Below are 15,443 nucleotides of genomic sequence, written 5' to 3'. Positions count from 1 at the left end.
TTTACCTCTTCTTTTATACGCGACAGTATGTTTATATTTTATAAAATATAAACCCTTTATGCTGCTTTATTTATAAAGTTTTTAAATAAAAAAATAAAATAGCCAAAGGCTATTTTATCTATTTATCTTTTAAAGCTAGCAAAATTGCTTGATGAAGTTTAATGTTCGATTTGATTTGCATTTTCTTTTTATCGTCTTCACACACAGTATAAGCTTTTTCATCTTTCAATAGTTGTTGCTCAATTTCTTCAGCATTAACTTCTGATAGAGGTTTAAAGTAGTCTGTGAACACTCTAATTTGGTGTTCTTCCACGTAGATTACACCTTCTAGAATCACATAAGGAATACGTGCCGCACTGGGTGTAGGACGCACGTAGGCAATATGATTTTCGATTGGTGCCATCAAAGGGTTGTGGTTTGGTAACACAGCAATTCTTCCCGTAGTTGTTTTTAATTCCACGCTATAAACTGCTTGTGTTAAGGTCTGTGCATATGGTGAGACAATTTTTAACTGCGTACTAATCATTATATTTGTTTGTTTGCTTTGGCAAACACATCATCAATTTTACCAACATATAAGAAATGTTGTTCGTGAATATCGTCACATTCACCATCTAGAATTTTTCTAAATCCTTCAACAGTGTCTTCTAGTCTTACAGATAAACCTGGTTGACCAGAGAATTTTTCAGCAACGTGTGATGGTTGTGATAGGTAGTTACGTACTTTACGAGCACGAGTTACTAATTGACGGTCTTCTTCACTTAATTCATCCATCCCTAGGATAGCAATAATATCTTGTAGTTCCATAAATCTTTGTAGAATTTCAATTACTCGACGAGCAACTGAATAGTGTTTAACACCAACTACAAGAGGGTCTAATAGACGTGATGTTGATTGTAATGGAGAAATCGCTGGATATAACCCTAAAGAAGCGATTGCACGATCTAATACAACCTTCGCATCTAAGTGTGAGAATGTCGTCGCTGGCGCTGGGTCAGTTAAGTCATCGGCAGGTACATAAACGGCTTGCACAGATGTAATTGATCCTTTTTTAGTTGACGTAATTCGTTCTTGTAATTGACCCATTTCAAAAGCTAATGTTGGTTGGTACCCTACAGCTGATGGCATACGACCTAAAAGCGCAGATACTTCTGAACCAGCTTGTGTGAAACGGAAAATGTTATCGATGAATAATAACACGTCTTGACCGAATGTATCACGGAACTCTTCAGCCATTGTTAAACCACTTAAAGCAACACGCATACGTGCCCCTGGTGGTTCGTTCATTTGTCCGAAAACTAGTGCTGTTTTATCTAAAACACCAGCTTCTTCCATTTCGTAGTAAAGGTCATTCCCTTCACGTGTACGTTCACCAACACCTGAGAAGACTGATAGCCCCCCGTGGTTTTTGGCAACGTTATGGATTAATTCTTGCATTAATACGGTTTTACCAACCCCCGCACCACCGAATAATCCAATTTTTCCCCCTTTAGCAAAAGGGACTAATAAGTCAACGACCTTGATTCCTGTTTCCAAAATTTCAATTCGATCTGCTTGTTCAGCAAATGATGGCGCTGGTCGGTGAATTGGCATACGTTTCCCAGTTGGGGCTGGTTGATTATCAATTGGATCACCAGTAACATTAAACATACGTCCTAAGACTTGCATCCCTACCGGCATGCTAATCGGAGCGTTTGTGTTAATTACTTCTAACCCACGCACTAGACCGTCTGTAGTATCCATTGCAATACAACGTGCAATGTTATCCCCTACTAATTGCGAAACTTCAAGGACTAATTTTTTACCATTATTATTTAGTTCTAAAGCATCATTAATCTTGGGCAATGTTTTAGGACTAAACAAAACATCGACAACCGGACCTAGGACTTGTTGAATTTTTCCTATTTGTTTCATAAATAAACTCCTTTATCAAATATTTTATTCATCATCAGAACCTGCCACAATTTCAGTAATTTCGTTAGTAATCTTACTTTGACGAAGTGTGTTGTAGATTTGTTTGTAATGATCTGCAAGTTGTTTAGCATTTTTTGTAGATGCATCCATAGCATTTCGACGCGAAGCATTTTCTGAAATTTTTGATTCTAATAAACAACCATATAAAATTGTCGCAATATAACTTGGCAAGATAGTTTTAATAATTGCTAATTTATCAGGTTGAAAAATGATGTTATCCTTTTCAAGGTCTCCGACATTGATGTATTCTGATAAACTGTTCTTGTCGAACGGCAACACATCAATACATTTAACTTCAAAAGTAATCGCGTTAATAAATTTCGTGTAAATGATACGAATTTGTTTAACTTCTTTAGCTTCATACAATTCTAAAGCTTCACGAGCAATTTGCATTGCTGTGTCGAATGTTAAATCGTTATCATTTAAGTTTAAAAATTTGTTAATCACGTGTTCTTTGCGAACATCACGCAAATGATCTTTTCCTTTTTTACCAATTGTAAAAGTGATATCTTGATCACGAACATATTGATCAACCACCTTATTAACATTAAAGTTATAAGAACCCGCTAGTCCCATTGTTGAATTAATGTTAATATACAATACAGCATCCTTGGCACCATCGTTGACTAGGAATTCAACATCATCCACGACAGATAATAATAAACCAATCACATCATAGTAGTCATAAGCATAATCCTTAATCGCCATCAAACGATCTCGTTGGCGTTTTAGTTTAGCAGTGGCCACTAATTTCATGGCATTAGTAATTTTTGCAGTGGTATTAATTGAACCTATTTTTCTTTTAATGGTATCTAAAGACATTTTATAAAGCTCCAGCAGTAATTGTTGAAGATTGTTTTTTTAATTTCTTTTGTGCTTTTTGTTGTGCTTTTTGCAATTTGTATTGTTCTTTTTGTTCTGGTGTTAACTTTGGTTTTAATACTGTTGATAATTTAACAACAATAATAATTAAAGTTATCATATTTGGCATCATGAAGATGATGAATACTCAGTAGAAAGCGTGGTAATTCATTCCTTGAGCTTCAGAAGAATATTGTTGAATTAATGCAAGACGTTCAGTTCATTCTAAAGCGTCATGTGGATCATTAACTCTTAAGTAATCTAATCATTGAGAGAATCAAGAATTAGTTGGATTTGAAAGCACTTTAATTACGAACCCTCATGTTAAGTTGTGGTTAATAATTTTTGAGTGTAATCCGTGGTGCATATAATGCAATACTTCACTTAAAGTTTTTTCGTGCATTAATAATGATTTTTCTTCTAATAAAGTGTGTAATTGAGCATCAGACAAGTGTTCTAGTTGGTGGAATGTAACACCGTTAGCATTAACATCTTTCAAAGCTCGCAATCATTCTTGGTAATCAGCATGTGGGTCATATAGAACATATGACATGAGTGAGTCTTCTGAACCACTAACGTTTGCTAAATGATCCCCTAAAACTGGTCCTGCTTCTGTTTCAATAACAACAGTACGTGCTTGCGTGAATGGAACATTTAAAAGTCCTAGCATTGTAAAAGCAATAGTAGCGAAAACAATAAAGATAACTAGCGCAGAAATAAATCAGGGAGTGAAAATTTGCTTAACTTTTGGCAGTTTGCAAAATTCATCATAACTTAAATTTTTATTTTTTTTCATATTATTTTAAATAAGTGAATCCACTTGGCCCTTTCTTAATATCGTATTTATCCAAAGTTTTTGGATTTGAATATTTATAGATCGCGCTTGCAATTATTACATGCGCTTCAGAATTGTTTGCAAAATAAGCATTGAATTCTTTAGCTGTTTTAATTACAGAGTTTGCTCCATAAGTTCTTCACGCAGTTCGAGGGTTTAAGATTTTGATTTCTTCTAAATCGAATTCCCCTACTACCTTTTTCACGGGCGCAGTTGCATAAACAATTACACGTTCAACAGGTTGAACAGGTGTTACTTTAAAGAATAACACTGGTTTTTCGTTTTCAAATAAAGCTTCTGCTTCTTCTGGACTAACTGAAACCATAATTGTTTGTTTTTCCTTATCGGCTACCGCATCATCAGAACGCACTAAAACTTGTTCTTCACGCGCTTTAATAGCTTCTTGTGATGCTTTAGAAACAGGTTTTACACACACTTGTTCTTCAGTTGGTTCATCAACAACTGATTCACAACTTTCATTTGCAGCTTTTGTAGTTTTTTCAACTGATTGAGTTGATGATTCTACTGGTGCTTGAACTGGGGCAACTGGTTTAGAAACCTTTGGTGTTTCCGCAGCTTTTAATGCATCTTCTTGTTCTCATTGTTTAATTTGACTATCAATGTTAGCAAAGTAAGCATCACGTGCTTCCTTCATTTGTGCATCTTCTGGAATTAATGATTCGTCGTTGTGTAGGAATAAACTCATCGCTCTTCAAATTTCATATTTGAAAGCAGGAGTGTTTTCTTTACTAAATGCTTTGTTACGGTCTAAATCACGACGTAATGGTGATTTTTTAAAGTAATCAATTAAGTAAAGTTTGAAATCAGCAATTTTTTCTACAGGAATTGTAGGAATCATTTTTTCTTTTACAGTGAATAAAATAATTGCTTCATCCGTTTGTGAATATGGTTTATTTGGTTCTTGTTTAATAACAGCCATAACTGATTTACCAAGACGTAGAATGTTTTTTGTTTCTTCGTCTAAATCAGAACCAAATTGAGCGAATGCCTCTAATTCACGGTAGTTAGCTAATTCTAATTTCAATGCTGCCCCTGTTTGTTTAACAGATTTAATTTGTGCAGCTGAACCAACCCGTGATACTGATTGCCCAGCATCAATCGCTGGTCTTTGTCCAGCATTGAATAAGTTAGTTTGCATGAAAATTTGCCCGTCCGTAATTGAAATTACGTTCGTTGGAATATATGCAGAAATATCCCCGGCTTGTGTTTCAATAATTGGTAATGCTGTAATTGAACCAGCACCTAGTTCGTCTGATAATTTACATGCTCGTTCAAGTAAACGAGAGTGTAGATAAAAGACGTCCCCTGGATAAGCTTCACGCCCTGGCGGTCTTCTTAATAATAATGAAAGTGTTCTATATGCGATGGCATGTTTTGATAAGTCATCAAAAACAATTAGAACATCTTTCCCTTCGTGCATTCATTCTTCAGCAATTGTCATCCCTGCAAATGGAGCAAGGTATTGTAAAGCTGGAAGTTCAGAAGCATTAGCGGCCACTACAGTAGTAAATTCCATAGCGTTGTTTTCTTCTAAAGTACGCACGATGTTTGCTACTGTTGAGTTCTTTTGCCCAACAGCAACATATACACAGTTAACATTTTTACCTTTTTGATTGATGATGGCATCAATAGCAATGGTTGTTTTTCCGGTTTGACGGTCGCCAATAATTAATTCCCGTTGACCTTTCCCAATTGGGAACATTGCATCGATCGATAAAATCCCTGTTTCAAGAGGTTGGTGAACTGATTTACGTTCCATAACCCCTGGCGCAATTTTTTCAACTACACCAAATTTTGTGGAAACAATTTCTTGTTTGCCATCAACTGCTTTACCCAGTGCATTAACTACACGTCCAAGCATTACGTCACCAACTGGCACTTGCACAATTCGGTGTGTACGATAAACACGTTCGTTTTCTTGGATATCATCGTAGTCACCCATAAGAACAACCCCGACAGCATCCTCTTCTAAGTTTAAAGCAATCCCTTCAACCCCAGATTCGAAACGAACAATTTCGTTTAACATAACGCTTTCTAATCCATCAACCAAAGCAATTCCATCCCCTAATGAGATGACATTACCAACTTCAAGAGTTTCGGTTTTATCTGATAGATTTTGAATGTGATTTTTAATATCTGATAATAAAGAAGTTGTGTTTTTATTATTTACGCTCATTCATTGCACCTTCTTTTTCGTTTATATTGATGATTTTGTTTAATTTAGTTTTTAATGATGAATCTATCACATCAGATTTAATTTTAACTTCTAGCCCACCAATTAAATTGTGGTCAATTAAAACTCTAATGTGTGGTTTAAAACCATATTGTTTTTCTATAACAGAACCCAAACGAGTGATTTGTAAATTTGTTAATTCAAAAGGTGAATAAATATCAACTTTTGTCGCATCGTTTGTATAGTTTGCTAAGCGGTTCATAATTGTTTTCGAAAATCTTTCTAATTTGCTTTTCATATAACAACCTTACCTTCTAAATGTTTTTATCAAATACAATATGATCTAATTTTGTTCTCAGCGATGAGTCAATTTCATTAGCTTCGAAATTTACACGGATTCCACCGATCATGTGTTGATCGATTCGTTGTTCAGCTTCAATTGTACAATCCAGTTTCTTAGTTAAAGCACCAACCAAACGGTTCATTTGTTCGTGACTTAGTTCAAAAGCTGTATGAATAATTACTTTACGAATATTTAAATCATTATCAATGAACTTCAAAGTTTTCTTTAAAATTGAACGTAAATAATTAATTTTTTCACGGTCAATCAATAATTCTAGAAAATGAATAATATTCATATTCATTTCTTTTCGGAAAACTTCGTGTAAAGTTATTTTTCTTAGTTTTTTATCTAAAATACTTGAAGCAAGTGTGCCGTAAAACGCTGGGTAGTTTCGAATAATTTCGTAGATAACTTCTAGCTGTTCTTTGTATTCAGCCAGTTTGTTTTCTTCGCGAGCTAACGCTAATAAAGCGTATGCATATTTTTGAACAGATCTAATTGATTTCATAAAAACTATTTACTAGATTCTTCTAAATCCTTAATAAATTCATCAACTAATTTATCATTATCTGCACGAGATAATTCTTTTTTCATCAATGCTTCAGCAGCAACATATGCAGCTTCTTTAGCTTCTTGTTTCATTACGTTTAACATATTTAAACGTTCATTTTCTGCATTAGCACGAGCGGTAGCAACAATTTTGTCAGCAGCTTCACGCGCTTCACGTTCAAGGTTTTCACGGTAAGACATAGTTTCCGCTTTTGCATCGGTCACAATTTTTACCGCTTCAGTTTGAGCGTCTAATTTTTGTTGTTTAGCAGATTCTAAATAAACAAGTGCTTCTTTTCTTGTTTCTTCAGCTTCTTTAATTTCGTTAGCCATGAACTCACGTCGTTTGTCTAACATTTTGTTTGTTGGTTTTCATACTAATCATAAAATGATACTGAAAACAACTAACATCGCACCTACTTGCGCAATAAATACTCACAAGTTAGGGAATAATGTATTAATAATTTCAGTTGGTTGTAATTCAGGAATATCTCCAGAACAACTTGCTAATAAAGGTACAAAGAAAGCAGCAAGAGCAACAACTGATAAGCTTGCTATCAAGCCTTTTTTGTTTAATTTGTTTTTCATGTTTTGGTTTCCTTTCCTTAAATTATTTTCTTAATAAAATTGCGATAAAAACTATGCAACGAAAATAAGTAAGATAGAAACGATCAACGCATAAATCGCAACGGCTTCGGCTAACGCTAACCCTACGATCATAGTTGAAAGAATTTTTGGTTGAGCTTCTGGATTACGAGCAACAGCTTGTACAGCGTTTGCAGTTGAGAACCCTTGCATTACCCCTACTGCCCCTGCAGCTAACATAGTAATACCAGTACCAATATATTTACCTAAATAAGCAACCCCAGCACCTGAACTAAAAGCTTCAGCTTCTTTTCCTACTGGTAATGCATCTAAGTGAGACGTAATAACATTTGATAAATCGATAAATGACATAATAATTTTATAACTCCTTGTTGATTTGTTTTTTAATTAGGCAACAGCGTTAGCTTGTACAGCTACTTGTTGTTCTACGGGTTGATTAGCACTTGCTTCTAACGCACGTTTAGCAGCTTCTTTTTCAGCTTTTTTGTGGGCTAGGTGTTCGAAGTGTTCTTCCCCTTCTTTAATTTCTAATCCTCATGTTACTGATGTTAACAATGTGAACACGAACGCTTGAATTGTTCCGGCGAACATTGTAAAGTAACCAATTAGGATTGGAAGAATTGTGACAGCGGCAATAATTGATAGCCCGATAAAAGGGTATGCATCAGTAAATCCAGCAAAAGCTCAGAATGTGATGTTTAATAAAATTGCGGCTGCAGTAATATTACCTCATAGACGGAATGTTAATGAGATGATTGGTGAAAATTTTGAAACGATTTCTAAGGGGTTAATCATCACTGGGATGCCCTTGATTTTGAAAGCGAATTTCAAGAAGAAAGATGCTTTTTGGTAACGTAATGCAACAATTTGTCCACCAAAGACAGATGCAATAGCCATTCCTAGTGGAACAGATAAAGCAGTTGTTGCTTCTTTAAAACCAAATAATGAAACCATGTTAGCAGTGAAAATATAAACGAAAGTAAATAAAATTCACGGTGCTAATTTAACATGTTTTGGTCCCATTGTATCAACAACGATTCCTTTGAAGTAGTTAACAATTGCTTGAATAATTAACACAAAACGATTAGGAACGTCGTGAACCTTAAGTTTACGAACATTAAAGTAGTAAACAAGAGAAATGGTTAGAATTATTAAGGTTACCATGATCACAGCACCGATATGTGGGACTGCGACTAATACATCAAGTGGTTTATAGTTTTCCATTTGATACCTCCATAATTTTTTGTTTAGGAACATATTTTTTGTTTTTTTTAAATTGAGAAATAATCTGACTAATAACACCAATGATTATTAGTGAAATATTCATTACAAGTAAAAAAGGTAGATTAAAAATAGCCCCCTCGCCTGTCTGGCAAAATGCATTAACGAGAACTCCAATTAGAATTGGAATCACTAGTAAGATTTGAAAAAACATAAAGACAATTGCAAATTCAAATGTGCTTAGTTGTTTCTCTTTCTTTGAGATTGGTCGGTTGTTTTTTTGCAAAGATAAGTTTTTCTTTTGCCACATTCGATCAATCACAAACATTCGTAATGTCATTAAGCCTAACATTAATATGACCGACAAAATATAAGTGTAAAAAAAACTTGCAAAATTACTTGAAAGGGGTATAGCAATCAGACAAACTAAAAGTCCAATTGTTATATCCCATAAATATCATGTCAAGTAATTATGTCAAGCTTGTTTAAAATTCACATTTCATCAATCTCTTATTTATTTTCAGTCAAAATCTATTTGACTTATTTATATTATAAATAATTAAAGGTTAATTTAAAAGTTATTCGTAAAAAAACTGCTTTTTTTGATGTATTTGATAACAAACTACATAGTTTATCGATTAGTTATCTTTTTAGTGTGATTATTTACTTATGATTATTTGCTGCTAATATGTACATTACCAAAGTTTTGAAGAATATTAATTGCATGATCAATATTTCTCTCAATGTGTCGATACATTAAAATTAATTTCACACGTGAGTTCATTTCCTCATCAGTTAAGTTATCATCAATGTAAACTGTACGCATTTGTTTCTTGTTTGTGTCGTTTAAGTATTGATCACGAACTCGTTTAATTTCATCAACTAATTCCGAGTTAAAGTTGTTATTTAAAAAATGTTGATAAAAATCAAAAAGAATTTTGTTGCTTGCTTCAAATGCTAACAAAAAGTGTTTTCGCTCTTCATCACTAAAGTTATATTCCTCAAAATATTCACTAATAATTTCGTTGTGATCAGAGATTCTTTCTAAGTCCTTAACTGAGTTAATTACGGAGATAAAAAAACGTAAATGACCTGCACGCGGTTGGTCTTTTTGAATTGTTCAGACACATTCATCAATCATGTCCGAATAAATTAAATTAACTTGCTCTTCTTTAAATAAAGCGTCATTATAAATTTCTTTGTAAGTTAATTCTTGTTTTTGTAATTTATCACATAAATCAACGGTGTTATCTAGAACACGTTTATAAAATTTCTTAAAACTGTCTAATAATTCGGTTTGTGATTCTTTCATCATTGAATAGTTTGTTGCCATAATTTTAACCAATCTTTCCAGAAACATAATCTTTTGTCTTTTTGTTTTTTGGTCGTGTAAAGATGTTTCTTGTTTTATCTTGTTCAATTACACTACCTTGATAGAAAACAATTGTTTCATCACTAATTCGTTGAGCTTGCGCCATAGAGTGAGTAACTATTACAATTGAATACTTCTTTTTTAAATCTAATATTAGTTTTTCAATATTAGCAGTTGCAATCGGGTCTAAGGCTGAAGTCGGTTCATCCATCAATAAGACCTCTGGCTCTAAAGCAATTGCTCGCGCAATACACAATCGTTGTTGTTGACCTCCCGATAAGGCTGAACCAGGTTTATCTAAGTTGTCCTTAACTTCATCATATAAAGAGGCATTAATCAAGGCTTTTTTAACAATTTTTTGTAATGTTTTTTGGTCATTAATGCCGTTTTGCCGAGGGCCATAAGCGACATTTTCAAAAATACTTTTTTCAAAAGGAGTAGGTTTTTGAAAAACCATTCCAACCCTTGTTCTTAATTCTAACGAACTAATTTTTTTAGAACGTGTATTAATGCCATCAAAGTAAATTTCTCCACTATAAACAGTACCATCAATCAAATCGTTCAGCTGATTTAAATTTCGCAAAAACGTTGATTTACCACATCCACTCGGTCCGATTAATGCTGTAACCTTATAACGTTTGATTGCTACATTGATATCTTTTAAAGCGTGTTTTGCACCTTTTTGATATCAAAAATTGAAATTTTCTACCTCAAATACGTTTTCAAAATCAAAATCATCCTTGCTTTTATTCATCATTTCTTTTTTGTTTTTTTGATACTCTTTTAAAGATTTTCTTTGCTCATTACTTAATTGTCGATACAATCATCAACGTTTGAAAATGTTTTGTTCGTTTAAAAAATTAACAACCTTTTCCAGTGGTTGATGTTGCCAATCTTTGTGTTTTTCTAGTAAATAAACTTTAACTTTTTTTGCCATTGTTTTAACCTAAATTAATTGCTCCATTGCTTTTTCATCAATATATTTAATCTCATAAATTCGATTTTTTATTTTGGCATATTTAACTACTGCAATATCGTAATTCATGATTTCTGCTTGTTCATAAGTAATCAACAAGTATTTTTTATAAATTTGCGTCTCAAAAATATCTAAGTGATCAGCAATTGGTGAACGATAATACCCAATTATTTTTTTAAATCATTGTTTGAAATAAACCTTTAGATTTTTTAAATAAGGCACAAAAACATAACCCATAACGATAAGGAATAAAACTATTCATAACGTTACAAAAGCAGCTTCATACTGAACATAACGGGCTTGTTTTAAATCAGTTGCCATAATTGCATTAGCATAAATCCGTGTTGTTAATGTCTGTCCAGAAGATAAAAATCCAATATTTTTTGACGACGTCAATCCGGCCGTTAGATAAAGCGGCGCTGTTTCAGCAATAATTCGTCCCATCGATAAAAAGATACCTGAAATAATGTTGTTCATCGCTTGTGGTAAAACTAGTTTGCGAATCGTTTGTCATTTTGAACTACCTAAACCATAGGCATTAATACGTATCTCTTGTGGCACTGCCTGTAATGCTTGTTGAATCGAACGAATTAACATAGGTAAAATTACGAGTGTAATAGTTAATGATCCTACAAGTAATGATGTTCCTTTGGTGCCCGAAGCCGTTCATCCAAATCATTCAATAAAAACCACCAAACCAAACATTCCAAATAAGATTGATGGTGTTGATCCGAAACTATCAATAAAGAAATATATTACCTTCTTAAAACGTTTACTTTTAGCATATTCATTTAAATAAATAGCCGAAAACAAAGCAATAGGAAAGGCAATTAGTAGGGATAAAAAGATAATTAGAAGTGTGTTAATAACAGCTTGGCCTGTCGTGTTTTTTGTATATTTGAAAACGGTCGATTCAAACGAAGGATCCACAAACGTAATAATTCCGTTAACAATAATATCTAATGAAATTCAGAACAAAAAACCAAAAGCAATCACACTAGCTATGATTTCTCATAGAATTTTGTGATAATCATAAACCTTAATTAATTTATGGTGTTGAATTCGATAAGTAACGTACGCATTTACATCGTCGATATTGTCAGGTGTTACTTTATACTTATTTTTATAACTAAAGCGCTCAAAGAGACTTTTCATGTAGTTAGGAATGATATTTAAACAATAATTAATTTTTTTGTAAAACGAATTCATCAGGTGTGTCTTGTTTTATTGTTTTGTCTTGTTAAATATAAAACAATTGCATTTAAAATCATCACAACAATGAACAAAACGATGCCAAAAACATAAAGTAACCCCTTTAAATTTTCGCCAACGTTTTCCCCGAACATGTTGGTAGATATTAAGGCCCCTAATGGTCTTAATGACGAGTTTAGGAAATTTTTAAAGCCCTGACTCATTACATTATTGTACCCTTCGTCACTTAAAATCATACTCACAGCCATCGTTTCACCAATCGCTCGACCTAAAGCTAAAATTAAACCAACTGTGATGTTTCCTTTGGCTTCAATTTTAAATATTTTATAGAGCGAACGAGTATAAGAAGAACCCATTCCAATTCCGTTTTCAATTAATTTATGATCAACTGCATCATATGCATTTAAAGTAGTTGCGATAATGGTCGGTAAAATGATGAAAGATAACATTACAAAGGCCGTAAAAATATTCATCACAGTATGTGTGTGAAAAATAGCCTTTAGAACTGGTCCTAAGCTATTAATAGCAAACAAACCAAAAATCACAGACGGAATTCCTGATAATGATAAAATAATTACTTTTAATGTTTTTCGAGTTATTTCTGATTTTAAACGAAACTTAATAAATGTAGCTGTTTTAATTCCAATCGGTGCCGCAATTAAGAGTGCTCCAAAAGAAACTGTTAATGTTACAGCTAAAGGTAACCAAACAGAAACTCCAGAATCTTTCTTGATACTATGCAGATTAAAATCATTACTGAATAAAATTCTTTTTAAACCGTAATATTGAAATCCTGGAACAGCTTTTACAATAATAAAAACAAAAATAGCTATAAAAAGAAGAATGAAAAACAGAATGAACAAAAAGGAAAGGTGTTTAAAAATATTATTTGTAATGCGTTTGTTTTTTAAACGTGATGAATGAATCATTATTTACTAACCTTTTCTTTTTGGTAAAAATCCATAAAATCAATTATTTCATTGTTTTTAATTTTAAAGGTTTTTTCATCAGAAACAAAGAAATTTCGTTTTTTTGTTGGATCTTTTAATCATTTAATATTCTTATTTTCACCAACAAACATAACTAATTTTTGCTCATCAGTTAAATTGATACCACCCGTTTTTTCTATCACAGTTTGCGCTTTTTCGTTAATTAATAATCAATATAAAAAGTCTTTTGTTTTTTGAGAACTCTTAGAAACACTAAACAAAATATTCAAAGGTCTATACCATTGATACGCCTTTGCAACATTAATGTCTGTTATAGAAATTTGTTGGTCTGATACATTATAATCAAACGGTTTAACATATTTGTGGTTATATGCAATACTTGCTACACGAAAACCTTTTTTATATAAATATTCAAAGTTATTTTTGACAAAACCAGCTGATAAATAAATCATTGATCCTACAATTTGGTCACTATCTATACGTTGAAAAGCTTGTGAGTTAGCTTCAGAAGTAACTTTGACATGTTTTCCGTAATTGCCAAATTCTAACGCTTGAATAACGTTATCTTCTAATGTTTTAGTATCAACTAGTTGTGTATTGTACAAGAAAGCTTCAGCTGTTCCTGATGCTGCTGCTCCTCCGGATCGTGCAAAAGGGGCGATGTTAATATCAGCATATTCCTTAGCAATATTTTTGTCTAAATCACTTAATTTTAATTGTTCGTATCCAGCAAACGCTTTATATAGTTGTGATAGACCTTGTTCATCTATGTTTAGTTCTTCAAGTCCTGGAACATAATATAAAATAACGATGCCATCTCATGCGAAAGTAAAAGTCTTAATATCGTTTGCTAACCATTGTTCATTAACTTCCTCATTCGTTGCAAAACGTGAAGCTATTCCAAGATCTTTTTTTAAATCACGCGCTTCTTTAATACCACTACCAGAACCACTCGGCGTAGTAATTAAATCTACTGTATCATCAACATCAACATACACATCAGACAAAGCTGACATAAAAGGATATACAGTTGACGAGCCAGCGATATTAATGATTCGCGTACTTTTTTGTTTACAAGCTGTTAGGCCAACAGTTGAAAACACTAGGACTAATGCAGTTGTCGCCATTAAAAATTTTAATTTCTTTTTTTTCATCGTCTTATATATTTTTGTTTTTTCTTATTTTTTATTATTCTTTTTATATATTATTAGTTAATATTATCCAAAGATATTTTTTTCCCTTGAAATTTCTAATTTTATGATTTTATTGTGATAATCTATGAGTATAAAAATTTAAAAAAGGAGGAAAAAATGCCAGTAATTACACCTAAGGTTGCACGAGTTCGAACATTCTTTCAAGAATATAAAAGAGCACGCCATCAATTAAAAGCTTTGGATATCATTAATGATTATTCACCTAGTATTGCTACTAATGTTACACAATCTACTAAATGATCTAAAACCCTTGTTGAGTACACTCAAATTATCCTTAATAATATGTCTCACGAAGGAGCTGAAATTCTCACTCATTTATACATTAATGAATACCAAGCGAAGCAATTAAATTATTCACCGTCTAGTTTTTATGTAAAACATAAAAAAGCGGTAGATGAATTTATTTCATTACTCAATGTTTATCCAAGTTTTGCTGAAAAATTATTTGGAAACACGTCGGTAAGTTTTTAAGTAAAATTGATTATATTCTGTTTCAGATATTAATTCAAAGTTTTTAAAGTCTAAATTTAAATAACGATCACAGTGATAAAAGTTTTTAAGCTCATAAACAACTAACTCTTCGACCAAATCAATAAAAATATTGAAGATCTTGATTCCTCCAATAATGTAGACATCACGATTTTCTGCTAACGATAAAATATATCTTTGTTGGTTTGTGACTTGAAATGAACCATCCTGAGGCTCTTGTACAGTTGAAGAATACATAATGTTATCAACGCCTTCAATAACTTGATTCTCCAAAAAATTATTAAACAAATATTGTCCATATACAACTACTTGTCCTTTAATTTGTTCTAAAAAGTGGTGGTGTTGTTCTTCAACATATCATGGTAGGCGTGCGTCTTTAGCTACACCTCCATTTGATGTTTGACATCATATAAATTTTAACATTTTAAAAACCTCGAAATTTGTCTATATAGTTTAATTTTACTATAAATATCGGTTTTCTTGGTTTATATTACCAATAACACAAAAAAAGGAACTCAACGAGTTCCTTTTTTGTTTTGCGTGGCGATGACCTATTTTGTTTTAACTATCGTCGGCTCTAAAGTGCTTGACTTCCGTGTTCGAGATGGGAACGGGTATTTCCACTTTGATATCTTCACCACACCTTG

At 32.7% G+C, this 15,443-nt stretch carries 18 protein-coding genes and 1 rRNA gene; 1 reads left to right on the top strand and 18 read right to left on the bottom strand.

Annotated elements, in window-relative coordinates; translation table 4 throughout:
* Positions 1 to 118: 118 nt before the first annotated feature.
* The 16 genes from atpC to OF376_RS02390 all read right to left on the bottom strand — a co-directional run bounded on the left by atpC (position 119) and on the right by OF376_RS02390 (position 14,247).
* The gene (gene atpC / locus OF376_RS02465; RefSeq protein ID WP_263821938.1) at positions 119 to 526 is read right to left on the bottom strand and encodes an ATP synthase F1 subunit epsilon; all 408 of its coding nucleotides are present in this window, start codon (positions 524 to 526) and stop codon (positions 119 to 121) included.
* On the bottom strand, positions 526 to 1,914 hold the full coding sequence (gene atpD, locus OF376_RS02460) for a F0F1 ATP synthase subunit beta (protein WP_263821937.1): 1,389 nt from the start codon (positions 1,912 to 1,914) through the stop codon (positions 526 to 528). The genes atpC and atpD overlap by 1 nt, the downstream gene beginning before the upstream one ends.
* A gap of 24 nt (positions 1,915 to 1,938) precedes the next feature.
* A complete protein-coding gene (atpG, locus tag OF376_RS02455) occupies positions 1,939 to 2,796 on the bottom strand; it encodes an ATP synthase F1 subunit gamma (protein ID WP_263821936.1) in 858 nt (285 codons plus the stop codon).
* A 1-nt stretch (position 2,797) separates the two neighbouring features.
* Positions 2,798 to 3,631, bottom strand: coding sequence for a hypothetical protein (locus OF376_RS02450; RefSeq protein WP_263821935.1), 834 nt, complete (start codon positions 3,629 to 3,631; stop codon positions 2,798 to 2,800).
* A 1-nt stretch (position 3,632) separates the two neighbouring features.
* Positions 3,633 to 5,867 (bottom strand): F0F1 ATP synthase subunit alpha, encoded by a 2,235-nt coding sequence (atpA, locus tag OF376_RS02445; RefSeq protein WP_263821934.1) that lies wholly within the window; start codon positions 5,865 to 5,867, stop codon positions 3,633 to 3,635.
* Positions 5,854 to 6,162 (bottom strand): F0F1 ATP synthase subunit delta, encoded by a 309-nt coding sequence (locus tag OF376_RS02440; RefSeq protein ID WP_263821933.1) that lies wholly within the window; start codon positions 6,160 to 6,162, stop codon positions 5,854 to 5,856. The genes atpA and OF376_RS02440 overlap by 14 nt, the downstream gene beginning before the upstream one ends.
* A 16-nt stretch (positions 6,163 to 6,178) precedes the next feature.
* The gene (gene atpH, locus OF376_RS02435) at positions 6,179 to 6,715 is read right to left on the bottom strand and encodes an ATP synthase F1 subunit delta (protein WP_263821932.1); all 537 of its coding nucleotides are present in this window, start codon (positions 6,713 to 6,715) and stop codon (positions 6,179 to 6,181) included.
* Between the two features lie 5 nt (positions 6,716 to 6,720).
* Positions 6,721 to 7,344 carry a F0F1 ATP synthase subunit B family protein gene (locus OF376_RS02430; protein ID WP_263821931.1) on the bottom strand — a complete coding sequence of 208 codons (624 nt, stop codon included), beginning with the start codon at positions 7,342 to 7,344 and terminating at the stop codon, positions 6,721 to 6,723.
* 51 nt (positions 7,345 to 7,395) lie between these two features.
* Positions 7,396 to 7,716: a F0F1 ATP synthase subunit C gene (locus tag OF376_RS02425; protein WP_263822006.1), complete on the bottom strand. Its 321-nt coding sequence runs from the start codon at positions 7,714 to 7,716 to the stop codon at positions 7,396 to 7,398.
* Positions 7,717 to 7,749: 33 nt separating this feature from the next.
* A complete protein-coding gene (locus OF376_RS02420; protein ID WP_263821930.1) occupies positions 7,750 to 8,586 on the bottom strand; it encodes a F0F1 ATP synthase subunit A in 837 nt (278 codons plus the stop codon).
* Positions 8,573 to 8,935: a hypothetical protein gene (locus tag OF376_RS02415; RefSeq protein WP_263821929.1), complete on the bottom strand. Its 363-nt coding sequence runs from the start codon at positions 8,933 to 8,935 to the stop codon at positions 8,573 to 8,575. Before OF376_RS02415 ends, OF376_RS02420 begins: the two co-directional genes overlap by 14 nt.
* A 321-nt stretch (positions 8,936 to 9,256) precedes the next feature.
* Positions 9,257 to 9,916, bottom strand: coding sequence for a PhoU domain-containing protein (locus OF376_RS02410; RefSeq protein ID WP_263821928.1), 660 nt, complete (start codon positions 9,914 to 9,916; stop codon positions 9,257 to 9,259).
* A 4-nt stretch (positions 9,917 to 9,920) separates the two neighbouring features.
* Complete coding sequence (gene pstB / locus OF376_RS02405) at positions 9,921 to 10,712, bottom strand: phosphate ABC transporter ATP-binding protein PstB (RefSeq protein WP_263822005.1); 792 nt, start codon at positions 10,710 to 10,712, stop codon at positions 9,921 to 9,923.
* Positions 10,713 to 10,901: 189 nt separating this feature from the next.
* Positions 10,902 to 12,140 (bottom strand): phosphate ABC transporter permease PstA, encoded by a 1,239-nt coding sequence (pstA, locus tag OF376_RS02400; protein ID WP_263821927.1) that lies wholly within the window; start codon positions 12,138 to 12,140, stop codon positions 10,902 to 10,904.
* Complete coding sequence (locus tag OF376_RS02395; RefSeq protein WP_263821926.1) at positions 12,104 to 13,072, bottom strand: PstC family ABC transporter permease; 969 nt, start codon at positions 13,070 to 13,072, stop codon at positions 12,104 to 12,106. Before OF376_RS02395 ends, pstA begins: the two co-directional genes overlap by 37 nt.
* Complete coding sequence (locus tag OF376_RS02390; protein ID WP_263821925.1) at positions 13,072 to 14,247, bottom strand: PstS family phosphate ABC transporter substrate-binding protein; 1,176 nt, start codon at positions 14,245 to 14,247, stop codon at positions 13,072 to 13,074. Before OF376_RS02390 ends, OF376_RS02395 begins: the two co-directional genes overlap by 1 nt.
* A gap of 156 nt (positions 14,248 to 14,403) precedes the next feature.
* Here OF376_RS02390 and OF376_RS02385 point away from each other — a divergent pair, with 156 nt between their 5' ends.
* The gene (locus OF376_RS02385; RefSeq protein WP_263821924.1) at positions 14,404 to 14,778 is read left to right on the top strand and encodes an MG284/MPN403 family protein; all 375 of its coding nucleotides are present in this window, start codon (positions 14,404 to 14,406) and stop codon (positions 14,776 to 14,778) included.
* On the opposite strand, the gene OF376_RS02380 is transcribed toward OF376_RS02385, so the two are convergent.
* Complete coding sequence (locus OF376_RS02380) at positions 14,749 to 15,219, bottom strand: dihydrofolate reductase (protein WP_263821923.1); 471 nt, start codon at positions 15,217 to 15,219, stop codon at positions 14,749 to 14,751. The two genes, OF376_RS02385 and OF376_RS02380, sit on opposite strands and share 30 nt — an antisense overlap.
* Positions 15,220 to 15,334: 115 nt before the next feature.
* Positions 15,335 to 15,438: ribosomal RNA gene (rrf, locus tag OF376_RS02375) — 5S ribosomal RNA — on the bottom strand.
* Positions 15,439 to 15,443 lie beyond the last annotated feature (5 nt).

It is taken from the genome of Ureaplasma miroungigenitalium (assembly GCF_025780085.1).
In the GTDB taxonomy this organism is placed as follows: Bacteria; Bacillota_I; Bacilli_A; order Mycoplasmatales; family Mycoplasmoidaceae; genus Ureaplasma; species Ureaplasma miroungigenitalium.
The sequence above is the reverse complement of the archived record's forward strand: the minus strand, read 5'-3'. Positions and strand labels throughout refer to the sequence as shown.